Here is an 18245-nt window from a genome sequence, read left to right as displayed (position 1 = left end):
AGCGGGGGCGGTCAGCCGAACAGCGGGCCGCCGCCCTCCAGCCATCCGTTCAGCAGCCACAGCACCCCGCCGATGGCGGCCCCCAGGATGGTGCCGTTGATGCGGATATACTGGAGGTCCCGACCGACGCGCAGCTCCAGCCGGCGGGTGAAGTCCTCCACATCCTGGCTGCGCAGCGTGCCGCTGATGAAGGTGCGGATCTTCTCCCGCCAGCGGGGGATGGCGGCGACGAAGGCATCCTCCAGGCTGGCATTGATGCGGGCGCGCAGCTCCGCATCGTCAAGCTGCGCGGCGAGGGAGGCGACGGCAGCGCCGATCACCTCCCGGATGCGGCTGTCATCCCGCTCCATATCCTCCAGCGCGATGCGGCGCATGGTGCCGACGGCCCGGTCCACGAGCTGCTGGAAATTGGCGTCGTTCAGGGCCGCGCCGACCACGCTGGTCAGCCGCTCCCCGATCGGGCCGCCGCGCTCCACCTCCTCCGGCAGGTCGGCCAGCCAGCGGCGCAGATCCTTGCCGACATCGCTGTGCGGGCTGCGCAGATCGTACAGGTGCTCCACCGCCGCATCGGCCAGGTTGCCGGCAACCCGCTTGTCGACGGAAGAGGGAATCCACCAGCGCGACCGCTTCTCCACCGCCTCCTGCAGCCAGGCGCGGCGGTCCTGCACCATCATGATCAGCCTGTCGCTCATCTCCCCCAGCAGGGCTTCCAGCGCGTCGCTCTCCACCACGGCCCGCAGCACGCGGGCCAATGGCCGGCGGAGGTCCACCTGCTTGACGGCATCCTGCACGGCGCGGGTGAGCGCGCCTCGGATGGCGGCGTCCTTCTCCTCCGCCATCATGCCGGGCAGCATGCGCATGGCCAGCTCCGTCACACGGTTGCGGCTGGCCTCGTCATGCAGGAGCGTGGCCAGACGTGCGGCCAAATCCATGCGGCGAAGCTGCTCCACCAGCATGTCGGGGGCAAGGAACTCGTTGTCGATGTAATTGGCGATACCATCGGCGATGCGGTCGCGGTTGCGGGGGATCAGCGCGGTATGGGGAATGGGCAGGCCCAGCGGCCGACGGAACAGGGCGGTGACGGCGAACCAGTCGGCCAGCCCGCCGACCAGCCCCGCCTCCGCCATCGCGCGCAGGGCGCCGGCCCAGCCGGGCGGCAGGTCCACCGCATGGGTGGCGCCCCAGGCGGCGGCGGCCAGCCCCAGGCAGCTTCCTGCCAGCAGCTTGTCGCGCCGCAGTTCCTGCTCCAGCACACGGGTGTTTTCGTCGTCGATTGAACGGTGAAGGGTGGGGAGATTCGCAGTAGGCATCGGCTCGCCGTGATTCTTCCGGGTGGGGCCATCACAGCACCAACACGCCGCGCGGCGAAAGGGCCAAGGGTTGGATTTACCCGCCGGTTACAAAGTGAAAAGCCCCGGATACGGGATTTCCGGTAAGCATCCGGAAACAATTGGGGGCCGATGCGCCCCAGCCTCCCGGAGGACGCCCGACATGCCGCAGTACCGCCCGAACCTGGGGGCCGTCGCCGTCATCGCCCTGACGCTCAGCCTGCCGCTCTCCAACACGGCGTTGGCGCAGGGCGCGCCGCCCCCGGCCAAGGTGGTGGTCCAGCCCGTGGCGGTCCGGACCATGGCTCCGCAGATCGAAATGCCGGGCGCGGTGCATTCCCGCCAGGATGCGGCCATCGCGGCGGAGGTGTCGGGTCGCGTGGTCTGGGTAGCGGAGGCCGGAACCCGGGTCGCGGCAGGGGAGCCGGTGGCGCGCCTGGACGACCGGGTCCTGGCGCTGGAACTGCAGGGGCTGGAAGCCCAGATCCGCAGCCTGGAGGCGCAGCTCGACTTCCAGTCCCGCGAGGTCACCCGACTGGTGGAGCTGGCGAAGAGGGGCAGCGCCCCACAGAGCCGGCTCGAGGAGGCCACCAGCCGCCGCGACGTGCTGGCCCAGGAGTTGGTGCAGGCCCGGGTCGCGCATGAGCGCACAGCGCTGGAGCTGGAGCGGACGGTGGTGAAGGCCCCCTTCGCCGGGCAGGTCGCCGCGCGCATGATCGAGGTCGGCGAATATTCCAGCCCCGGCGCCCGCATCGCCCGGCTGGTGGCGGTGGACGATCTGGAAGTGCGGGTGCAGGCCCCGGTCTCCATCGCACCGAACCTGCGGGAGGGCATGACCGTCCAACTGGTGGGCAGCCGCGGCCCGGCGGAGGGGCGCATCTCCCGCATCATCCCGATCGGGGAACAGCGCTCGCGCACCTTCGAGGTGCGGGTGGACCTGCCTGATGACAGCGCCTGGATCGTCGGCGCCGCCGTGAAGGTGGCGCTGCCCTCCGCGCCGGAGATGGAGGCGGTGGCCATCCATCGCGACGCGCTGCTGCTGCGCGGCGGCGGCAGCTATGTCTATCGGATCAAGTCCGACAACACGGCCGAGCGCGTACCGGTCCGCACCGCCCTGTCCCAGGGGGAATGGATCGCGGTGGAAGGGGAGCTGTCGCCGGGCGACCGGCTTGTGGTCCGGGGGGCGGAGCGCTTGCGGGAAGGGCAGAGCGTGGACCTGGACCCTAAGCTGTCCTGAGGCAGCAGCCTCAGACCGCGCGCTGAAGGATCAGCCCGTACCAGCCCAGCCCCTTGTAGGTCTCATAGCCGGGCGTCAGGGCGAAGCCCACGCTGGTGCCGTCCTCCGCCTGATAATGGCCCGTATCCTTGCCGCCCGTCCTCAACGGGTAGCGACCGTCCAGCAGCCCGGCCCCGTCGGAGGCGGCGATGATCCGGTGGGTGCTGTCCAGCAGCAGGCACCGGGTCCGGCCCTCCCGCTGCTCATCCTCGGTCAACCGCACGGATTTCACCACCGCCATGGCCTGCGGCTCCCAGTCGAACTGGATGCCCAGAACGCCGAGGGGGCGGCCATTCTCCATCCCGCCCTCGCGGATGGCGGTGGCATATGTCGCGACGGCCCTGTTGTTCAGGGCGGGGCAGCGTGCAATGTCCGCGACGGCGAATTCCGTGCCGTCCCGCGTGCTCAATGCGTTGCGGAACCAGCCCTCCGCTTTCACGGACGAGCCGATCACGCCCGGATACTGGCCGGGTCGGCCGCTGGCGACGACACGACCGTCCAGGTCGGCGATCCAGAGGTCCAGATAGACGGTGTAGGAATTCAGGATGACGCCCAGCCGGCGGCTGGCCCAGCTCCGCGCCTCCTCTGTGCCCTTCTCCAGGCAATCGACCACGGCGCTGTCCGTCGCCCACCAACGCACATCGCAGGAGCGCTCATAGAGGTTCCGGTCGATGATATCGATCATGTTCAGGGCCATGTCGGCCATCCGCTGGCCGCGCATGGACTGGACCAGCGCATCGCCCAACCGGTGGAGCCGGTTCGCGGTGCCGACGATCTCCGCCTGCATGCCGCTGGTGATCTCCGCGATCTGGGTGGAGATGGACTGCACTTCCCCCGCCACCACGCCGAAGCCGGCTCCGTGCTGCCCAGCCCGCGCCGCCTCGATCTTGGCGTTGAGGGCCAGCATCTTGATCCGCCGCGTGATGTCGGCGATCTCGTTGGTTTTCTGCGACGCCACCTCGGAGACCTGGGCGGCAAGATGGATGATGGTCTCCGGCGTCGAATCCTCGCCTGCAAGGCCGGAGGCCGTCGCGGCACCGGAGCGCGATGCATTGGAAAGTGCCGGGCGGGCGGAAGAGCCGGAATCCGCCAGTCGAACCGTGCTATGCATTCGCATACCCCGAAGGAACGAGTTCTTACCTCTTTGGGATGTTATTGTATGTGGGGCTCCGACGGAAGAGCCTAATCATCGCCCGGTATGCGCAAAGTCTTGTCTGATCAAGAGTTTAACAGCCAGTTAACAGAGCCGGCGGCTGCCGCTCAGCCCTTCATCCGCTCCACCATCCGGGTGGTGCTCTGGCCCTGGGTCAGCTCAGCCAGCATGACGCGGCCGCCATAGGACTGGACGATATCCGCCCCCACCACGGTTTCGACGGTGTAGTCGGCCCCCTTGACCAGCACATCCGGGCGGATCGACTCGATCAGGCGCAGGGGCGTGTCCTCCTCGAACAGGATGACCAGATCCACCGCGCCGAGGGAGGCCAGCACGGTTGCGCGGGCGGTCTGTTCCTGGACCGGCCGCGTCTCTCCTTTCAGCCGCCGGACGGAGGCGTCGCTGTTCAGACCGACCACCAGCCGGTCGCAGGCGGCCCGGGCCTGGGCCAGCAGGGAGACATGGCCAGGGTGCAGCAGGTCGAAGCAGCCATTGGTGAATCCGATCCTCTGACCCATCCGCCGCCAGCGGGCGATCTGTTCCATCGCCGCATCCAGGCCGGCCACCTTGCTGCTGGTCGTTTCAAGGACCCGGCGGTTGCAGGCGGCGCGCAGCTCCTCCGGCCGGACCACGGCCGTGCCGACCTTCGCCACGACGATGCCGGCGGCGACATTGGCCAGGCGGGCGGCCATGGTCAGGTCGGCGCCGGCGCCCAGGGCTGCCGCCAGGGCCGCGACCACGGTGTCGCCAGCTCCGGAGACATCGAACACTTCCCGAGCCTCGGCCCGCAGGTGGGTGGCCGCGGGGCTGCCGTCGGGGCCGGCCGTGACCACGGACATGCCTTCCTCGCTGCGGGTGGCGATCACGGCCCCGATGCCGGCCTTGGCGATGACGGTGCCGGCCGCCGCCACCGCGCTCGTATCGTCCGTGACGGCAATCCCGCTGGCCTCGGACAGCTCGCGGCGGTTGGGGGTGATTGCGGTTGCTCCGCGATAGCGGGCATAGTCCCGGCCCTTGGGATCGACCACCACCGGCTTGCCGGAAGCATTGGCGGCGGCGATAACCCGCCGCACGACTTCGTCGGTCAGCACGCCCTTGCCGTAGTCGGACAGGACGACGACATCCACCTCCGTGATCCAGCCCTGGGCCAACTCGATCAGCAGTTCCCCATGGACGTGGCCGACGGGGACGACGCTTTCCTTGTCGGCCCGCAGAAGTTGCTGCCCCCCGGCCATGAAGCGGATTTTGGTGGTGGTCTGGCGTCCGGCTTCCGGCACCAGCCCCTCGGTATCGCCCAGCTTGTCCATCAACAGCCGGCGCACCTCCGCCCCGGCCTCATCCGCCCCGCAGACCGAGAGCAGCTTCACCGTGGCGCCCAACGCCGCCAGATTGCTGGCCACGTTGCCGGCCCCGCCCAGCATGGCGCTTTCCCGCTCGACCCGCAGGACGGGGATCGGCGCTTCCGGCGAGATGCGGTCCACACGCCCATAGGTGAAGCGGTCCAGCATGACGTCCCCGAGGACCAGCACGCGGGCCTTGCCCAGAACATCGATCAAGGCGGTCAGATCCGCGTCGGCGGAATGTGCGGTCAAGGCGGCTCCTGGCGCGGCGGCGGTGCTGTCGGAGTTGGCAGTCATGGGCACGGTTGTAGCCGCTGCCCGGCTATCGCGCCAGTGGCCGCGCGCCGGCCCGCAGCAAGCCGGACGGACAAGTTCCGCTTATGCGTTGCGCCGAGAAAGCTCGTTTGTCGACTGCCAGATCACGCAGCACTCTCAGGGCACGAACGGAGCCGATCGGCACCTCGGCGTCATGGGAGACGGGACATGCAGAAGGTGAATTTGACCCCAGCCGCGCGGCAGCCCTCTTCGACCGGGTTCGCGGCGCTGCTTCTGCGGGCTGCGGCGGCCATTCTCCGCCACGGCTGGCACCGTGAAGCAATGCTCGAGCGGCCGCCTGCAGCGGGTCAGAAATCCGCCGGTTCCGCTTCCGGCCTGGAGGGGAGGGGGGATTGCGGCACGGCTCCGCGCATGGCTTCGGCATATCCGCGGGCGCGGGCGACCTCGCACCGTGCCTGGAAGGTGGCGGGCTGATCCTCCCGGCTCAACAGGATGCGTAGACGGTCCCGAAGCAGCCGGAACTGCCGCAGCCGGCGGCGGGCCAGCGCTTCCCGCTCCGCCCTGGGAAGGTCGCGCCCGTCCAGCTCGGCCAGCGCCTCCGCCCGGCCCCGGCGCGCGGCCTGGGCGAGGAACCATTCCTTGTTGACCCGGTCATGCCCGACGCGGTGGCGGGTCACGGCGCGCGGACAGTAGTAGATCGCGTTCAGTTCGCCGATCCGCCCGGCGGCATCGTGCAGCAGTTCTTCCGCATCCGCTCCGCCGTCCGGCGCAGTCTCGCGGAACCCGCCGATGCGGACCAGCAGGTCGCGGCGGAATGCAAGATTGGTGGCGCTCAATACGTCCGGTGCGGACAGGGCATAGCTGCGGTCGCCCAGGTCCAGCACGGGCAGCCAGGGCAACAGCGACTTCGGCAGCCAGCCGGGGCATTCCACCGTCCAGTCGCCTTCCACCTTGCCGCCGACGACGCCGGGCTTGGTCCGCATGTCGGCGAAAGCGCCGAACAGCTCTGCCAGCCAGGCCGGGTGCGCGATGGCCTCCTCTCCCAGATAGGCGACGATGGGGGATCGGGCAGCCTGCCAGCCGGTATTGAACGCCCGCGCGGCCCCGGAGGCAGGGTCGTGCAGGTAGCGCACCCGTCCGTCGCCGCCAGCCAGCCGTTCGGTCAGCCGCTGGACATGTCCGCCCCCGTCCGGGGCGGTATCCACGACAATGATTTCCAGCAATCCTGGCGGCATCGCCTGATGCATCAGGCTGGACAGCGACCGTTCCAGCCAGGGGCTGCCGCCGCCGGTGCAGACGATGGCCGTGATATCCGGTCCGTCCAGTTCGTGGACGGGGCGGATCTGGCGGTAGCTGGCCGGCTTTCTGTTCACCTGGCGTATCCCCGTTCGTCACCCCTTGCGGCTAGGTCGGGTCCCGATCTTGGCGGGCTCCGCGGAAGGGTGTTGCTGACAAAGATCGAACGGCGGAAAGGCTACGGAGTTCCAGAAGCAAGGGGGGGTAGTCCTGCCCCCCATGACACCCCCCGAAGCAGGGGGCAATCGCGTATGTTCAGGCGCGGGGCGCGTGCTTGTTCAGGATGCGCTGCAGGGTGCGGCGATGCATCTTCAGCCGGCGGGCAGTTTCGGACACGTTGCGCTCGCACTGCTCGAAGACGCGCTGGATATGCTCCCAGCGGACGCGGTCGGCGGACATCGGGTTTTCCGGCGGGGGCGGCAGCGGGCCTTCGGCCAGAAGAGCCGACTCGACAGCATCGGCATCCGCCGGCTTGGTCAGGTAGTCCACGGCCCCGAACTTCACCGCCGCCACGGCCGTGGCGATATTGCCGTAGCCGGTCAGCATGACGATGCGCGAATCGGGCCGGGCGTCGCGCAGGGCCTTCACCACATCCAGCCCCGACCCGTCGCCCAGGCGCAGATCCACCACCGCGAAGCGGGGGGCCGACTCATGGGCGACCTCCACCCCGAGATTAACGCTGTCCACCGCCACCACGTCGAAGCCCCGCCGTTCCATGGCGCGGGCGAGACGGGTACGGAACGGCGTATCGTCATCGACGATCAGCAAGCTGCGCGAGGCGTCGCCGGAGAAGGTAAGCTTCGGCTGGTCCTGCCCCTGGGTAAGATCGTCGCTCATCATCCTGGCTTCTCTTCTTGCTGGACCGGGGGCATCGGACGGCCGGACCAGGATCGCACGGAGGCGCGAACCAAGCGAGCCGCAACAACGCAGCAATCAGAAACGGGGTATTCCGGAAGCTGCGGCAAGTCCAGCGTCAATGCCGTGCAAGCGGTGCATGCGGGAGGACCGGTCCTGGATTACACCGTAAACATGGGCGATTTCCAGCGAATGGCAACCATTGCACCGCCGCCGCGCCCGTTCGCATAGCGCAGTTCCGCTCCCGATCGTTCAAGTAAAGTCTGGGCGATGAACACGCCGAGTCCCATGTTGCCGCCCGCTTCCCGTGCCGCCGCGCTCCGGCCGGACAGATAGGGCTCGCCCAGCCGTCCCAGCAGCATGGGCGGGAAGCCGGGGCCATCGTCGGCAATGGTCACAGTGACGCCCGGCGGGCTCCAGTCGATGGTGACCGTGACGGCGGTGCGGGCGAACTGCATCGCGTTCTGAAGGATGTTGGCCAGCCCGTGCACCATCTCCGGACTCTCCTGCACCCGCGGGGCGCCATCCTCCGGCTCGTTCGCCACTACGATCCTGAGGTCGATCTCCTGCCGCCGGTAGGGTGCGCTGACCGTTTCGATCAAGGCCGGCAGCGGCACCGGCGCGAAGTCGGACCCGCTGTCGGTATCGCCCGGCCGCCGCGCCAGCTCGGCCAGGATGTCGCGGCAGCGGGCGACCTGGCTCTGCAGGAGCTGCACATCTTCAGACAGGTGGCTGTCCGGCGGGATGTCGCGGCCCAGCTCCTTGGCGACGACGGCGATGGTGCCCAGCGGGGTCCCCAGCTCATGGGCCGCCGCGGCGGCCAGCGCGCCGACGGCGGTGGCGCGCTGGGCGCGTGCCAGGGCCATCTGGCTGGCCGTCAGCGCGCCGGACAGCCGCCGGGCGCCCTGCGCCACCTGGAACAGGTAACCGGCGATGAACCCCGCCGACAGGGTCAGCGAGGCCCAGATGCCCAGCCGGTACAGCGGCGCAAGCTGCACGCCGTGGCCCGGCCAGGGCAGGGGAAGGGAGAACACGGCCAGCCCCGTGAAGCCCGCCACCGCCAGCCCCGTCAGCAGGATCACCGGCATCAGCCCCAGTGAACTGGCCGCCACGGTCAGCGGCGCCAGCATCAACACTGCGAACGGGTTCTCCAGCCCGCCGGTCAGGAACAGCAGCAGCGTGAGCTGGAGCATGTCGTAGGCCAGGTACAGCCCGGCGTCCCGGTCGCCCAGGAAGGGCTGCCGCGCCAGACGCCGCGCGGCGTAGAGGTTCAGCGCCACCGACGCGAAGACCGCGGCCAGCGCATGCAGCAGCGGCAGAGACACGGCAAGCAGCAGCTCGACCACCATCAGGGTCAGCAACTGCCCCGCCACGGCGATCCAGCGGATGGTGATCAGCGTGCGGGCGCTGACCCGCCCCTCGGCCGAAGGAATGGTGTCGCCCGGCATGCGGGCGGGAACGGGACGGAGAACTGCCTCGGTCATGATGCTCTCTAGCGGGCCCTTGCGGGAAAGACGGCGCCGCCGGACAGGCGGACTCTAGGCATGGACCCGCGGCGCCCCATATTGACTGCATGTCGACCCCATCCACCAGCCATCATTCCATCCGTGTCGAGTCCCTGACCAAGCGCTATGGCGCGGTCACCGCCGTGGACGGCATCAGCTTCGAGGTGGCGGCCGGCCATACGGTGGCGCTGCTGGGCGGCAATGGGGCGGGCAAGACCACCACCATCTCCATGCTGCTGGGGCTGCTTCTCCCGACCTCCGGCCGGATCGAGGTGCTGGGGCACGATATGCTGAGCGGCCGCTACCGCGTGCTTCCCCGTATGAACTTCTCCAGCCCTTATGTGGACCTGCCGCACCGGCTCACGGTGGAGGAGAACCTGACCGTCTATGCCCATCTCTACGGGCTGACCGGTGTGAAGCGCCGAATTCGGCAGATGGCGGAGGAGTTGGAGTTCACCGGCCTGCTGGACCGCCCGTCGGGCGCTCTGTCCGCCGGGCAGAAGACGCGCGTGGCCTTGGCCAAGGCCCTGCTGAACGAACCGGAAGTGCTGCTGCTGGATGAGCCCACGGCCAGCCTGGACCCCGATACGGCGGACTGGATCAGGACCTATCTGGAACGCTTCCGCGACCGCACCGGCGCCACCATCCTGCTCGCCAGCCACAACATGGCGGAGGTGGAGCGGCTCTGCCACGACGTTCTGATGATGAAGGGCGGGCGGATCGTGGATCGCGGCGCCCCGGCAGACCTGCTGACCCGCTTCGGCCGCGCCAACCTGGAGGAGGTCTTCCTCGACATCGCCCGCGACCGGCGGCAGGCGGACGCGGCGGAGTAGGGAGGGGCCGGCCGGCCCCATCGCCTTTCACTCCGGGTTACTGCTCCATCACCTGACGGCGGGCTTCGTCCAGCATCTCGGCCATCTGCTTTTCAATGGCATGATCGGAGCATGCCACGCCCTTGGCGTCGAAATCGGTGCGGATGCGACGGAAGATGGCCTCGTGGCCCGGATCATCGATCTCCCCGGCGACCATCTGCTTGGCATAGGAATCGGCGGCCTCGTCGGTGATGCCCATCTTTTCGGCAGCCCAGAGCCCCATCAGCTTGGCGCGACGCGCATAGATGCGGAACAGCTGCTCCTCATCGTGCTTGAACTTGTTCTCGAATGCCTGTTCGCGCTCGTCGAAAGTGGTCATCATCTTCCCCTGTGCTTGCCCTGTGGATTCGGGTCTGGTCATGGCGCACTGCTGGAGCCATTCCTCCGGCGAACCTTATAATACTGGTTCAAGGCCCGAACTATGAGACAGATCAATAACGGCCGGAGCGCCGGGGGCATCCCCCTGAAAACCGGAGCAGCAAGGAATTCCCATGTGCAGCACCATCCTTCTCCGCCGTCCCGGCCATGACTGGCCGCTGATCCTGGCCGGCAATCGGGACGAGATGGTGGACCGTCCCTGGAAGCCGCCGGCCCGGCACTGGCCCGACCGGCCGGACGTGGTGGCCGGGCTGGACGAGTCGGCGGGCGGTACCTGGCTGGGGCTGAACGATGCCGGCGTGGTAGCTGCCATTCTGAACCGCCAGGGCACGCTGGGGCCGCAGTCCGGCAAGCGCTCCCGCGGGGAGCTGGTGCTGGAGAGCCTCGACCATGCCGACGCGGCGGAGGCGGCGAAGGCCTTGACCCACCTCGATCCCGGCGCCTACCGCCCCTTCAACCTGGTGGTGGCGGACAATCGTGACGCCTTCTGGCTGGCCCACCGGGGCGATGGTCGCATCCGGGTGCAGCCGGTGCCGCCGGGCCTGTCCATGCTGACCGCCCATGACCTGAATGATCCAGCGTCCAGCCCGCGCCAGCGATTCTATACCCCGCTCTTCGCCCAGGCCGCCGCTCCCGAGCCGGAGAAGGGCGACTGGAAAGCCTGGGAGGAGCTGCTGGGCAGCCGAATCTGGGAGGGCGGACTCAGTGTCGGGCCGCGGGGGGCCATGTGCGTCGTCACGGATGTGGGCTTCGAGACCGTGTCCTCCGCCCTGATCGCGCTGCCCTCGGCGGAGCGGCTGGGCACGCCGCCGATCTTCCGCTTTGCTCCCGGCCGTCCGGACCGCACCCCGTTTCAGGACGTGCCGCTATAGGCGCCGCACCCCTTCCCTCCGTGCGCCGCAGGGCTACCCGCATTGTGCGTTGCCCCGCAGCTTGCTATAGGAGGGGGGACCCGCGCGGCCCGGCGCTGCGCGGGTCATTCATGCTTTCCACCGGTTGGAAGCATTTCATCGGCCAATGGGTCCATACGGATCCGGCGGCCTCGTGACGCAACGACCACCTGGACGCCATCCCATGACGCGACGCCGGCGGATTTACGAGGGCAAGGCGAAGATCCTCTTCGAGGGTCCGGAGCCGGGCACCCTGGTTCAGTACTTCAAGGACGATGCCACCGCCTTCAATGCCCAGAAGAAGGGCACCATCACCGGCAAGGGCGTGCTGAACAACCGCATCAGCGAATATCTGATGACCAAGCTGGCGGAGATCGGCATCCCGACCCACTTCGTCCGCCGCCTGAACATGCGCGAGCAGCTCGTGCGCGAGGTGGAGATCATCCCGATCGAGGTGGTGGTCCGGAACGTGGCGGCCGGTTCGCTGACCAAGCGCTTCGGCATCCCGGAGGGCACGCCGCTGCCCCGCTCCATCGTCGAGTGGTACTACAAGAACGATGAGCTCGGCGATCCGATGGTGTCGGAGGAGCACATCACCGCCTTCGGCTGGGCCGCTCCCGCCGACCTGGACGACATGATGAGCCTGGCGCTGCGCGTCAACGACTATCTGTCGGGGCTGTTCCTTGGCATCGGGCTCAAGCTGGTGGACTTCAAGCTGGAGTTCGGCCGGCTCTACGACAATGACGAGATGCGCATCATCCTGGCCGACGAGATCAGCCCGGACAATTGCCGCCTCTGGGACGCCAAGACCAACGAGAAGCTGGACAAGGACCGCTTCCGCCAGGATCTGGGCAATGTGGCCGAGGCCTATCAGGAAGTGGCCCGCCGTCTCGGCATCCTGCCCGAGGCCGGCCCCGGCGACCACGCCCCGCCCAAGCTCGTCCAGTAACGCGGGAACAGGACCGATGAAAGCCAGAGTCACCGTCACGCTGAAGAACGGCGTCCTCGATCCCCAGGGTAAGGCCATCGGCCATGCCCTGCACACGCTGGGGTTCCTCTCGGTCGGAGAGGTCCGGCAGGGCAAGCTGATCGAGCTGGAGATCGACGAGACCGACCGGGAGGCGGCTACCGCCACCATCGACGCCATGTGCCGCAAGCTCCTGGCCAACACGGTGATCGAGAACTACTCGATCGAACTGGTCGACTGAGGACCTTGCCCATGCGCCGCGCAGCCGTGACCCTGATCCTTCCGGCGGCCCTGCTGTCGGCGCTTCTCCTTACTGCCCCGGTAGCCCAGGCGGCTCCGGCCGATGCGGTGCTGGCCTGCACCGGCGTTGCGGATGCGGCGGAGCGGCTGGCCTGCTTCGACCGCACCGTGCCCGCCCTGCGCGGCGCTGCTCCTTCGGTGCAGGCGGCGCGTCCGCCCGCGGCTCCCACGCCGCCCGCCGTAGCCGCGGCTCCGGCCGAACGCTTCGGGGCGGAGCAGCTTCCGCAGGCCCGTGCGGAAGCCGAGTCTGCGGAGGTAGCGGCCAAGGGTTTCGGTGCCGAACAGCTTGCCCGGACCCGCGGCAGCGGAGAGGGGGAGGAGCCGGAAGAGCTGACCGCCAAGGTTGCCAAGCTCGGCACCGTGCCGGACCAGCCCAGTCGCCTGCTCATCACCCTGGACAATGGTCAGGTCTGGGCACAGCGGGAAAGCAAGCAGTTCCAGCTCAAAGCCGGCGACACCGTGGTGATCAAGCCCGCCATTCTGGGCAGCTACAAGCTGACGCGCGCCGGGTCCAAGCTCATCCTGAAGGTCCGCCGGGTCCAGTGATCCGCCGGTCTTTCCCATTCAGCGGTTCGCAGGCCCTGCCATGAGCGACGATTCCGCCCGCCTCACCGATCTGGAAATCCGTCTGGCCCACCAGGAGCGGACCATTGAGGAGCTGTCCGATGTCGTGGCCACCCAGGGCCGCGCCGTCGACCTCCTCACCGAACGCGTGCGCCTGCTGACCGAGCGCGTCCGCGAGCTGGAGTCCTGGCGACCTTCTCCGGCCGACGACCGGCCGCCGCCGCATTATTGAGGGCACAGGCCCGTAGCTCGGATTGAGCGAAGCGAGGCTCGACAGCTTCCAGCTTTCGCCGCCGACTCCACCGGTCTGCCTCATCACGGCCCTTTCGGCCGAATGCCCCGGCCTCTCATCATCATGATCGTCCCGCGGCTTCCAGCTCGGCGATCAAAGCCTCCATCTCGGCAATCTCCCGCTTCTGGGCTTCGATGATCTCATCCGCCAGGGCGCGGACGCGGGGGTCGGTGATTTCGGCTCTTTCGCTGGTCATGATCGCGATGGAATGGTGCGGGATCATCGCCTTCATATAGGCCACATCCTGTACCGTCTCCTGGCTGCGCACCAGCCAGAGGGCCACGGCGAACACCAGGATGCTGCCTGCGAAGATGCCGATATTGGCGGTCCGGTTCTTGTACATGTGCAGCATGTAGGAAAGCATGATGACCGCCATTGCGGCTCCCATCACCAATGCCATGTACAGCCGCGTCTCGCTCCAGCGGACATGTTCGATGGAATAGGTGTTGAGGTACATCAGCCCCAGCATCACCACGGTCGAGGTGGCGATCATCGCCGCAAATCTGCCGTACCCGGACATGGGAAATCTCCTGCATTCGAAGTCGTTAATTCGCAACGACCTTGGGTGGGCAGGGTTCCTGGACCGGAGGGCATGGCAGGTGTCGACCCTCGGCTTTGCCTCGCACCGACCTGCGCAACGGTCGGGGCCAAAACAGAAAGGGCGGCACCACCGGCACCGCCCTTTTCCATTCCACAGGAACCCCGGCCTTTACGCCTGCCGGGCGCCCGGCGGGCCCCAATGGTGGCAGGCGGCCTGATGGCCGGGAGCCTTCTCCTCCAGCGGCGGGACCACCTGGGCGCAGATGTCCGTGGCGCGAGGGCAGCGGGTACGGAAGACGCAGCCCGACGGCGGGTTCATGGGGGAGGGGAGGTCGCCGCCCAGAACGATGCGCTGCTTGTTCTTCTCCAGATCCGGGTCGGGCACCGGCACGGCGCTGATCAGGGCCTGGGTGTAAGGGTGCAGCGGCTGGGCGTAGATGGCGTCGCGGTCGGCGATCTCCATCACCTTGCCCAGATACAGCACCATCACCCGGTGGCTGACATGGCGCACCACGGAGAGGTCGTGGCTGATGAAGAGGAGGGAGAGGTTGAACTCCTCCTGCAACTGCATCAGCAGGTTCACGATCTGCGCCTGGATCGACACGTCCAGCGCCGACACCGGCTCGTCGCAGACCACAAGCTTCGGGTTCAGGATCATCGCCCGGGCGATGCCGATGCGCTGGCATTGTCCGCCGCTGAACTCGTGCGGGTAGCGGTTGATCATCTGCGGCAGCAGGCCGACCTTGGACATGATGTCCTTGACCTTGGCCTTGCGCTGCTCCCCGGTCAGCTTGGGCTCGAACACGGTCAGCGGCTCGGCGATGATGTCGCCCACCGTCATGCGCGGGTTCAGGCTGGCCAGCGGGTCCTGGAAGACGATCTGCATGTCCGCCCGGTGCCGGCGCAGCGTCTCCGCCGCCACGCTGGTCAGCTCGGACCCCATGAACACGACCTTGCCGTCAGTCGGCTTGATCAGGCTCAGGATGCCGCGGCCCAGCGTGGACTTGCCACAGCCGGACTCGCCGACGATGCCCAGCGTCTCGCCCGCCATCAGGGTGAAGGAGACGCCGTCCACGGCCTTCAGCGGGGTGAACTTGCCAAAGACGACTCCGCCGGTGCGGATGGGGAAATGGACCTTCAGGTCCTCAACGCGCAGCAGTTCGGTGCTCATGTGTCCCATCACGCGGTCTTCGACTGACGGCCTTCGACGAACCCTGCCAGTTCCCGCACCGGCACGGACGGGGCGGCGGGATCGGTCACCGGGTTCTCCAGGCTTTCCAGATGGCAGGCCTTGGTCTGGCCGCCGCCCACCTCGCGCAGGATCGGCAGCTCATCCACGCAGCGCTGGTGCACGAACTCGCAACGCTCCTGGAAGGGGCAGCCGGAGGGCAGGCGCTGGAGGTTCGGCGGCTGGCCCGGAATGGCGTACAGCGTGTCCCGGCGGTCCTCAGTCAGGCGCGGCATGGAGCGCAGCAGGCCGGCGGTGTAGGGGTGCCGCGGCGTGTAGAAGATCTGCCGGACGTCGCCGGTCTCCATGAACCGGCCGCCATACATCACCTGCACCCGGTCGCAGAGACCGGCCACGGTGCCGAGATCGTGGGTGATCAGCACAATGGCGGCCTTGGTGACCCGCTTCAGATCGGCCATCAGGTCCAGGATCTGGGCCTGCACGGTCACGTCCAGCGCGGTGGTCGGCTCGTCCGCGATCAGCATGTCCGGCTCGCACAGCAGCGCCATGGCGATCATGATGCGCTGGCGCATGCCGCCCGACAGCTCATGCGGATACTGGTTCAGGCGGCGGGCGGCCTCCGGAATGCGGACCAGGTCCAGCATTTCCAGCGCGCGCTTGCGAGCATCGGCCTCGGACATGGCCTTGTGCTCGATCAGCACTTCGGTCATCTGACGGCCGATCTTCAGATGCGGCGTCAGGCTGGTCATGCTGTCCTGGAAGATCATGGCGATCTTCTCGCCACGGATCTTGTTCAGCTTGGCAACCGGCATGCCGATCAGCTCGGTCCCGCGGAACTTGGCGGAACCGGTGGCTTTGCCGTTCTTAGCCAGCAGGCCCATGATGGCCATGAAGAGCTGGCTCTTGCCGGAGCCGGACTCGCCGACGATGCCGACGCACTCGCTCTCATTCACGTCGAAGGAAACGCCGTTGACGGCCGAAACCTCGCCGTCGGGGGTGGAAAACCGGACGCGGAGGTCGCGGACTTCGATAACTGGGGTCATGTCCTGATACGTCCTCCCGGTCACCGGTCTTTCGGGTCCAGCGCGTCGCGCAGACCGTCACCGATGAAGTTGAAGCAGAACAGCGTCACGGCCAGGAAGACTGCCGGGAAGATCAGCATCCAGGGCGCATTCTCCATCTGGGCCGCACCCTCGGAGATTAGAACCCCCCAGCTCGTCATCGGCTCCTGCACGCCCAGGCCCAGGAAGGACAGGAAGCTTTCCACCAGGATCACCACCGGCACCAGCAGGGTCATGAAGACGATGACCGGGCCGATGACGTTGGGGATGACGTGGCGGCGGATGATGGCGCCGTTGGACACGCCGGCCGCCCGCGCCGCCTCGATGAACTCCTTGCGCTTCACCGACAGGGTCTGGCCGCGCACGATGCGCGCCATGGTCAGCCACTCGACGCAGCCGATGGCGGCGAAGACCAGCAGGATGTTCCGCCCGAACACCACCACCAGGATAATGACGAAGAACATCAGCGGCATGGAGTAGATGACGTCCACGATGCGCATCATGATCGCATCGACCCGACCGCCCACATATCCTGCGATTGCGCCGTAGGTCACGCCGATGATCAGCGCCACGAAGGTGGTCACGATGCCCACCATCAGCGACACCCGCGCGCCGTAGAGCGTGCGGATGAACAGGTCGCGGCCGTTGGCGTCGGTGCCGAACCAGTGGCTGTTCTCGAAAGTCGGCGGGATGCCAATGGCTTCCCAGTAGACCGCGTCGTAATCGTGCGGGCTCAGCGCGTCGGCGAAGATCGCCATCAGCGCGATGATGCCCAGCACGATCATGCTGGCGACGGCCATCTTGTTGGCGAAGAGGCGACGGCGGGCATCGTCCCAGAGCGAACGGCCCTGGACCTCCTCGGAGGCCTTTTCGATGAGCTGGGAGCGGTCCGCGCCCCCGGTGATCTGATGCACCATTGGAGGGTCCAACCTGTCAGTCGTAGCGGACGCGCGGATCGAGCAGCCCGTAGATCAGGTCCACGAGCAGGTTCATGATCACGATGAGCGAGCCGTAGGTGATCACCGTGCCCATCACCAGCGTATAGTCGCGGTTGATGGCGCCCTGGATGAAGTAGCGGCCGATGCCGGGCAGGCCGAAGATCTGCTCGATCACCACGGAGCCGGTGACCAGGCCGGCGATGGCCGGGCCGAGATACGAGACGACGGGCAGCAGTGCGGCGCGCATCGTGTGCCGCCAGATGATCAGCCGTTCCGGCAGGCCCTTGGCATGGGCGGTGCGGACGAAGTTGCTGCGCAGCACCTCGATCATGCCGCCGCGGGTCAGGCGGCTGATGATGGCGATCTGGGGCAGGGCCAGCGCGATCACCGGCAGGATCATGTTCTGGATCGACCCGCCGCCCCAGCCGGCCACCGGCAGCAGGCCCAGATAGATGCCGAAGATCAGGGTCAGAAGCGGCGCCATCACGAAGTTCGGGATGGTGATGCCGACCATGGCGAAGCCCATCACCGTATAGTCGGCCGCCGTGTTCTGACGCATGGAAGCGATGATGCCCATGGTGCAGCCCACGATCACCGCCAGCAGGATGGCGGTCAGGCCAAGGCGCATGGACACGGGAAGCCCGGTGCCGAGCAACTCGCTGACCGTGAAGTCCTTATAAGTGAAGGAGGGGCCGAAATCACCCTGCACCGCGTTCCCGAGATAGATCAGGAACTGTTGCCAGACCGGCTTGTCCAGGTTGTAGGCGGCCTTCAGGTTGGCCTCGATCTCCGGCGGCAGCACCCGCTCGCTGTCGAACGGGCCGCCGGGAGCGGCATGCATCAGGAAAAACGCCAGGGCGACGATCACCAACAATGTGGGGATCGCTTCCAGCAGGCGCCGGACAGCATAAGACAACATTCGAAGGATTCCCTCCAACCCGCGCCCTGGCGTTCCGCACAAACGAGCCATGCCCAGGGCGCAACCCGCTCGGCCGGGCATGACGTTTCTGTGAAAAAAACGGTGCTGTCAACCGCGGCCCCATCAAAGAGAGATTATTAGCGACCACCTTCGCGCGGGCGCAACGGAAGCAGCGAATCCCGCCATCAGGCGCAAGTTTCTGAGTCGCAAATCTCTTCGGCGCGGGTTGTGGAGTATGGGCCGGATACAGGCGGCCATGACCGCCGGGTCGGGCTATCGGGCAGGCATCCGCATGCTTCTAGGTCG

Annotated in this window: 19 protein-coding genes; 7 read left to right on the top strand and 12 right to left on the bottom strand. The window is 67.6% G+C overall.

Annotated features, from left to right (window positions below):
* Positions 1–11: 11 nt before the first annotated feature.
* A complete protein-coding gene (locus tag DOL89_RS11045; RefSeq protein WP_119679203.1) occupies positions 12–1310 on the bottom strand; it encodes a DUF445 domain-containing protein in 1299 nt (432 codons plus the stop codon).
* A 181-nt stretch (positions 1311–1491) separates the two neighbouring features.
* Here DOL89_RS11045 and DOL89_RS11040 point away from each other — a divergent pair, with 181 nt between their 5' ends.
* Positions 1492–2565 (top strand): efflux RND transporter periplasmic adaptor subunit, encoded by a 1074-nt coding sequence (locus DOL89_RS11040; RefSeq protein ID WP_119679202.1) that lies wholly within the window; start codon positions 1492–1494, stop codon positions 2563–2565.
* A 10-nt stretch (positions 2566–2575) separates the two neighbouring features.
* Here the strand turns inward: DOL89_RS11040 and DOL89_RS11035 are convergent, their stop codons facing one another.
* The 5 genes from DOL89_RS11035 to DOL89_RS11015 all read right to left on the bottom strand — a co-directional run bounded on the left by DOL89_RS11035 (position 2576) and on the right by DOL89_RS11015 (position 9008).
* A complete protein-coding gene (locus DOL89_RS11035) occupies positions 2576–3715 on the bottom strand; it encodes a HAMP domain-containing protein (protein WP_119679201.1) in 1140 nt (379 codons plus the stop codon).
* Between the two features lie 149 nt (positions 3716–3864).
* Complete coding sequence (gene rfaE1, locus DOL89_RS11030) at positions 3865–5349, bottom strand: D-glycero-beta-D-manno-heptose-7-phosphate kinase (protein ID WP_225889768.1); 1485 nt, start codon at positions 5347–5349, stop codon at positions 3865–3867.
* Positions 5350–5720: 371 nt separating this feature from the next.
* Positions 5721–6746 carry a glycosyltransferase gene (locus tag DOL89_RS11025; protein ID WP_119679199.1) on the bottom strand — a complete coding sequence of 342 codons (1026 nt, stop codon included), beginning with the start codon at positions 6744–6746 and terminating at the stop codon, positions 5721–5723.
* Positions 6747–6924: 178 nt separating this feature from the next.
* Entirely contained in the window at positions 6925–7506 is a 582-nt protein-coding gene (locus tag DOL89_RS11020) for an ActR/PrrA/RegA family redox response regulator transcription factor (protein WP_205574564.1), read from the bottom strand.
* A 179-nt stretch (positions 7507–7685) separates the two neighbouring features.
* Positions 7686–9008 carry an ActS/PrrB/RegB family redox-sensitive histidine kinase gene (locus DOL89_RS11015; protein WP_225889767.1) on the bottom strand — a complete coding sequence of 441 codons (1323 nt, stop codon included), beginning with the start codon at positions 9006–9008 and terminating at the stop codon, positions 7686–7688.
* An 89-nt stretch (positions 9009–9097) separates the two neighbouring features.
* Here DOL89_RS11015 and DOL89_RS11010 point away from each other — a divergent pair, with 89 nt between their 5' ends.
* Positions 9098–9862: an ABC transporter ATP-binding protein gene (locus tag DOL89_RS11010; protein ID WP_119679196.1), complete on the top strand. Its 765-nt coding sequence runs from the start codon at positions 9098–9100 to the stop codon at positions 9860–9862.
* A gap of 37 nt (positions 9863–9899) precedes the next feature.
* On the opposite strand, the gene DOL89_RS11005 is transcribed toward DOL89_RS11010, so the two are convergent.
* Positions 9900–10262 (bottom strand): DUF1476 domain-containing protein, encoded by a 363-nt coding sequence (locus tag DOL89_RS11005; RefSeq protein WP_225889766.1) that lies wholly within the window; start codon positions 10260–10262, stop codon positions 9900–9902.
* Between the two features lie 130 nt (positions 10263–10392).
* Between DOL89_RS11005 and DOL89_RS11000 the strand changes: the two genes are divergently transcribed.
* From DOL89_RS11000 to DOL89_RS10980, 5 genes are all read left to right on the top strand, one after another.
* On the top strand, positions 10393–11151 hold the full coding sequence (locus tag DOL89_RS11000) for an NRDE family protein (RefSeq protein WP_119679195.1): 759 nt from the start codon (positions 10393–10395) through the stop codon (positions 11149–11151).
* Between the two features lie 202 nt (positions 11152–11353).
* Positions 11354–12118, top strand: a complete 765-nt coding sequence (gene purC / locus DOL89_RS10995; RefSeq protein WP_119679194.1) for a phosphoribosylaminoimidazolesuccinocarboxamide synthase — start codon at positions 11354–11356, stop codon at positions 12116–12118.
* A 16-nt stretch (positions 12119–12134) separates the two neighbouring features.
* Positions 12135–12377, top strand: coding sequence for a phosphoribosylformylglycinamidine synthase subunit PurS (gene purS / locus DOL89_RS10990; protein WP_119679193.1), 243 nt, complete (start codon positions 12135–12137; stop codon positions 12375–12377).
* Positions 12378–12388: 11 nt separating this feature from the next.
* Positions 12389–12982: a hypothetical protein gene (locus tag DOL89_RS10985; protein WP_119679192.1), complete on the top strand. Its 594-nt coding sequence runs from the start codon at positions 12389–12391 to the stop codon at positions 12980–12982.
* Between the two features lie 40 nt (positions 12983–13022).
* On the top strand, positions 13023–13232 hold the full coding sequence (locus DOL89_RS10980) for a SlyX family protein (RefSeq protein WP_119679191.1): 210 nt from the start codon (positions 13023–13025) through the stop codon (positions 13230–13232).
* Positions 13233–13353: 121 nt separating this feature from the next.
* Here the strand turns inward: DOL89_RS10980 and DOL89_RS10975 are convergent, their stop codons facing one another.
* From DOL89_RS10975 to oppB, 5 genes are all read right to left on the bottom strand, one after another.
* A complete protein-coding gene (locus DOL89_RS10975; RefSeq protein WP_119679190.1) occupies positions 13354–13812 on the bottom strand; it encodes a DUF305 domain-containing protein in 459 nt (152 codons plus the stop codon).
* A gap of 189 nt (positions 13813–14001) precedes the next feature.
* A complete protein-coding gene (locus DOL89_RS10970) occupies positions 14002–15003 on the bottom strand; it encodes an ABC transporter ATP-binding protein (RefSeq protein ID WP_119679189.1) in 1002 nt (333 codons plus the stop codon).
* An 8-nt stretch (positions 15004–15011) separates the two neighbouring features.
* Positions 15012–16064, bottom strand: a complete 1053-nt coding sequence (locus tag DOL89_RS10965; protein ID WP_119679188.1) for an ABC transporter ATP-binding protein — start codon at positions 16062–16064, stop codon at positions 15012–15014.
* A 20-nt stretch (positions 16065–16084) separates the two neighbouring features.
* Positions 16085–16999, bottom strand: coding sequence for an ABC transporter permease subunit (locus DOL89_RS10960; protein WP_119679187.1), 915 nt, complete (start codon positions 16997–16999; stop codon positions 16085–16087).
* A 16-nt stretch (positions 17000–17015) separates the two neighbouring features.
* On the bottom strand, positions 17016–17939 hold the full coding sequence (gene oppB / locus DOL89_RS10955; protein ID WP_119679186.1) for an oligopeptide ABC transporter permease OppB: 924 nt from the start codon (positions 17937–17939) through the stop codon (positions 17016–17018).
* Positions 17940–18245 lie beyond the last annotated feature (306 nt).

It is taken from the genome of Indioceanicola profundi, from assembly GCF_003568845.1.
Classification (GTDB): domain Bacteria; phylum Pseudomonadota; class Alphaproteobacteria; order Azospirillales; family Azospirillaceae; genus Indioceanicola; species Indioceanicola profundi.
The sequence above is the reverse complement of the archived record's forward strand: the minus strand, read 5'-3'. Positions and strand labels throughout refer to the sequence as shown.

What these genes read in the sequence shown, in the direction of transcription:
- DOL89_RS11045 (WP_119679203.1), bottom strand. Translation starts at nt 1,310, where the DNA reads ATGCCTACTGCGAATCTCCCCACCCTTCACCGTTCAATCGACGACGAA.
- DOL89_RS11040 (WP_119679202.1), top strand. Translation starts at nt 1,492, where the DNA reads ATGCCGCAGTACCGCCCGAACCTGGGGGCCGTCGCCGTCATCGCCCTG.
- DOL89_RS11035 (WP_119679201.1), bottom strand. Translation starts at nt 3,715, where the DNA reads ATGCATAGCACGGTTCGACTGGCGGATTCCGGCTCTTCCGCCCGCCCG.
- DOL89_RS11020 (WP_205574564.1), bottom strand. Translation starts at nt 7,506, where the DNA reads ATGAGCGACGATCTTACCCAGGGGCAGGACCAGCCGAAGCTTACCTTC.
- DOL89_RS11015 (WP_225889767.1), bottom strand. Translation starts at nt 9,008, where the DNA reads ATGACCGAGGCAGTTCTCCGTCCCGTTCCCGCCCGCATGCCGGGCGAC.
- DOL89_RS11010 (WP_119679196.1), top strand. Translation starts at nt 9,098, where the DNA reads ATGTCGACCCCATCCACCAGCCATCATTCCATCCGTGTCGAGTCCCTG.
- DOL89_RS11005 (WP_225889766.1), bottom strand. Translation starts at nt 10,262, where the DNA reads ATGACCAGACCCGAATCCACAGGGCAAGCACAGGGGAAGATGATGACC.
- DOL89_RS11000 (WP_119679195.1), top strand. Translation starts at nt 10,393, where the DNA reads ATGTGCAGCACCATCCTTCTCCGCCGTCCCGGCCATGACTGGCCGCTG.
- purC (WP_119679194.1), top strand. Translation starts at nt 11,354, where the DNA reads ATGACGCGACGCCGGCGGATTTACGAGGGCAAGGCGAAGATCCTCTTC.
- purS (WP_119679193.1), top strand. Translation starts at nt 12,135, where the DNA reads ATGAAAGCCAGAGTCACCGTCACGCTGAAGAACGGCGTCCTCGATCCC.
- DOL89_RS10985 (WP_119679192.1), top strand. Translation starts at nt 12,389, where the DNA reads ATGCGCCGCGCAGCCGTGACCCTGATCCTTCCGGCGGCCCTGCTGTCG.
- DOL89_RS10980 (WP_119679191.1), top strand. Translation starts at nt 13,023, where the DNA reads ATGAGCGACGATTCCGCCCGCCTCACCGATCTGGAAATCCGTCTGGCC.
- DOL89_RS10975 (WP_119679190.1), bottom strand. Translation starts at nt 13,812, where the DNA reads ATGTCCGGGTACGGCAGATTTGCGGCGATGATCGCCACCTCGACCGTG.
- DOL89_RS10970 (WP_119679189.1), bottom strand. Translation starts at nt 15,003, where the DNA reads ATGAGCACCGAACTGCTGCGCGTTGAGGACCTGAAGGTCCATTTCCCC.
- DOL89_RS10965 (WP_119679188.1), bottom strand. Translation starts at nt 16,064, where the DNA reads ATGACCCCAGTTATCGAAGTCCGCGACCTCCGCGTCCGGTTTTCCACC.
- DOL89_RS10960 (WP_119679187.1), bottom strand. Translation starts at nt 16,999, where the DNA reads ATGGTGCATCAGATCACCGGGGGCGCGGACCGCTCCCAGCTCATCGAA.
- oppB (WP_119679186.1), bottom strand. Translation starts at nt 17,939, where the DNA reads ATGTTGTCTTATGCTGTCCGGCGCCTGCTGGAAGCGATCCCCACATTG.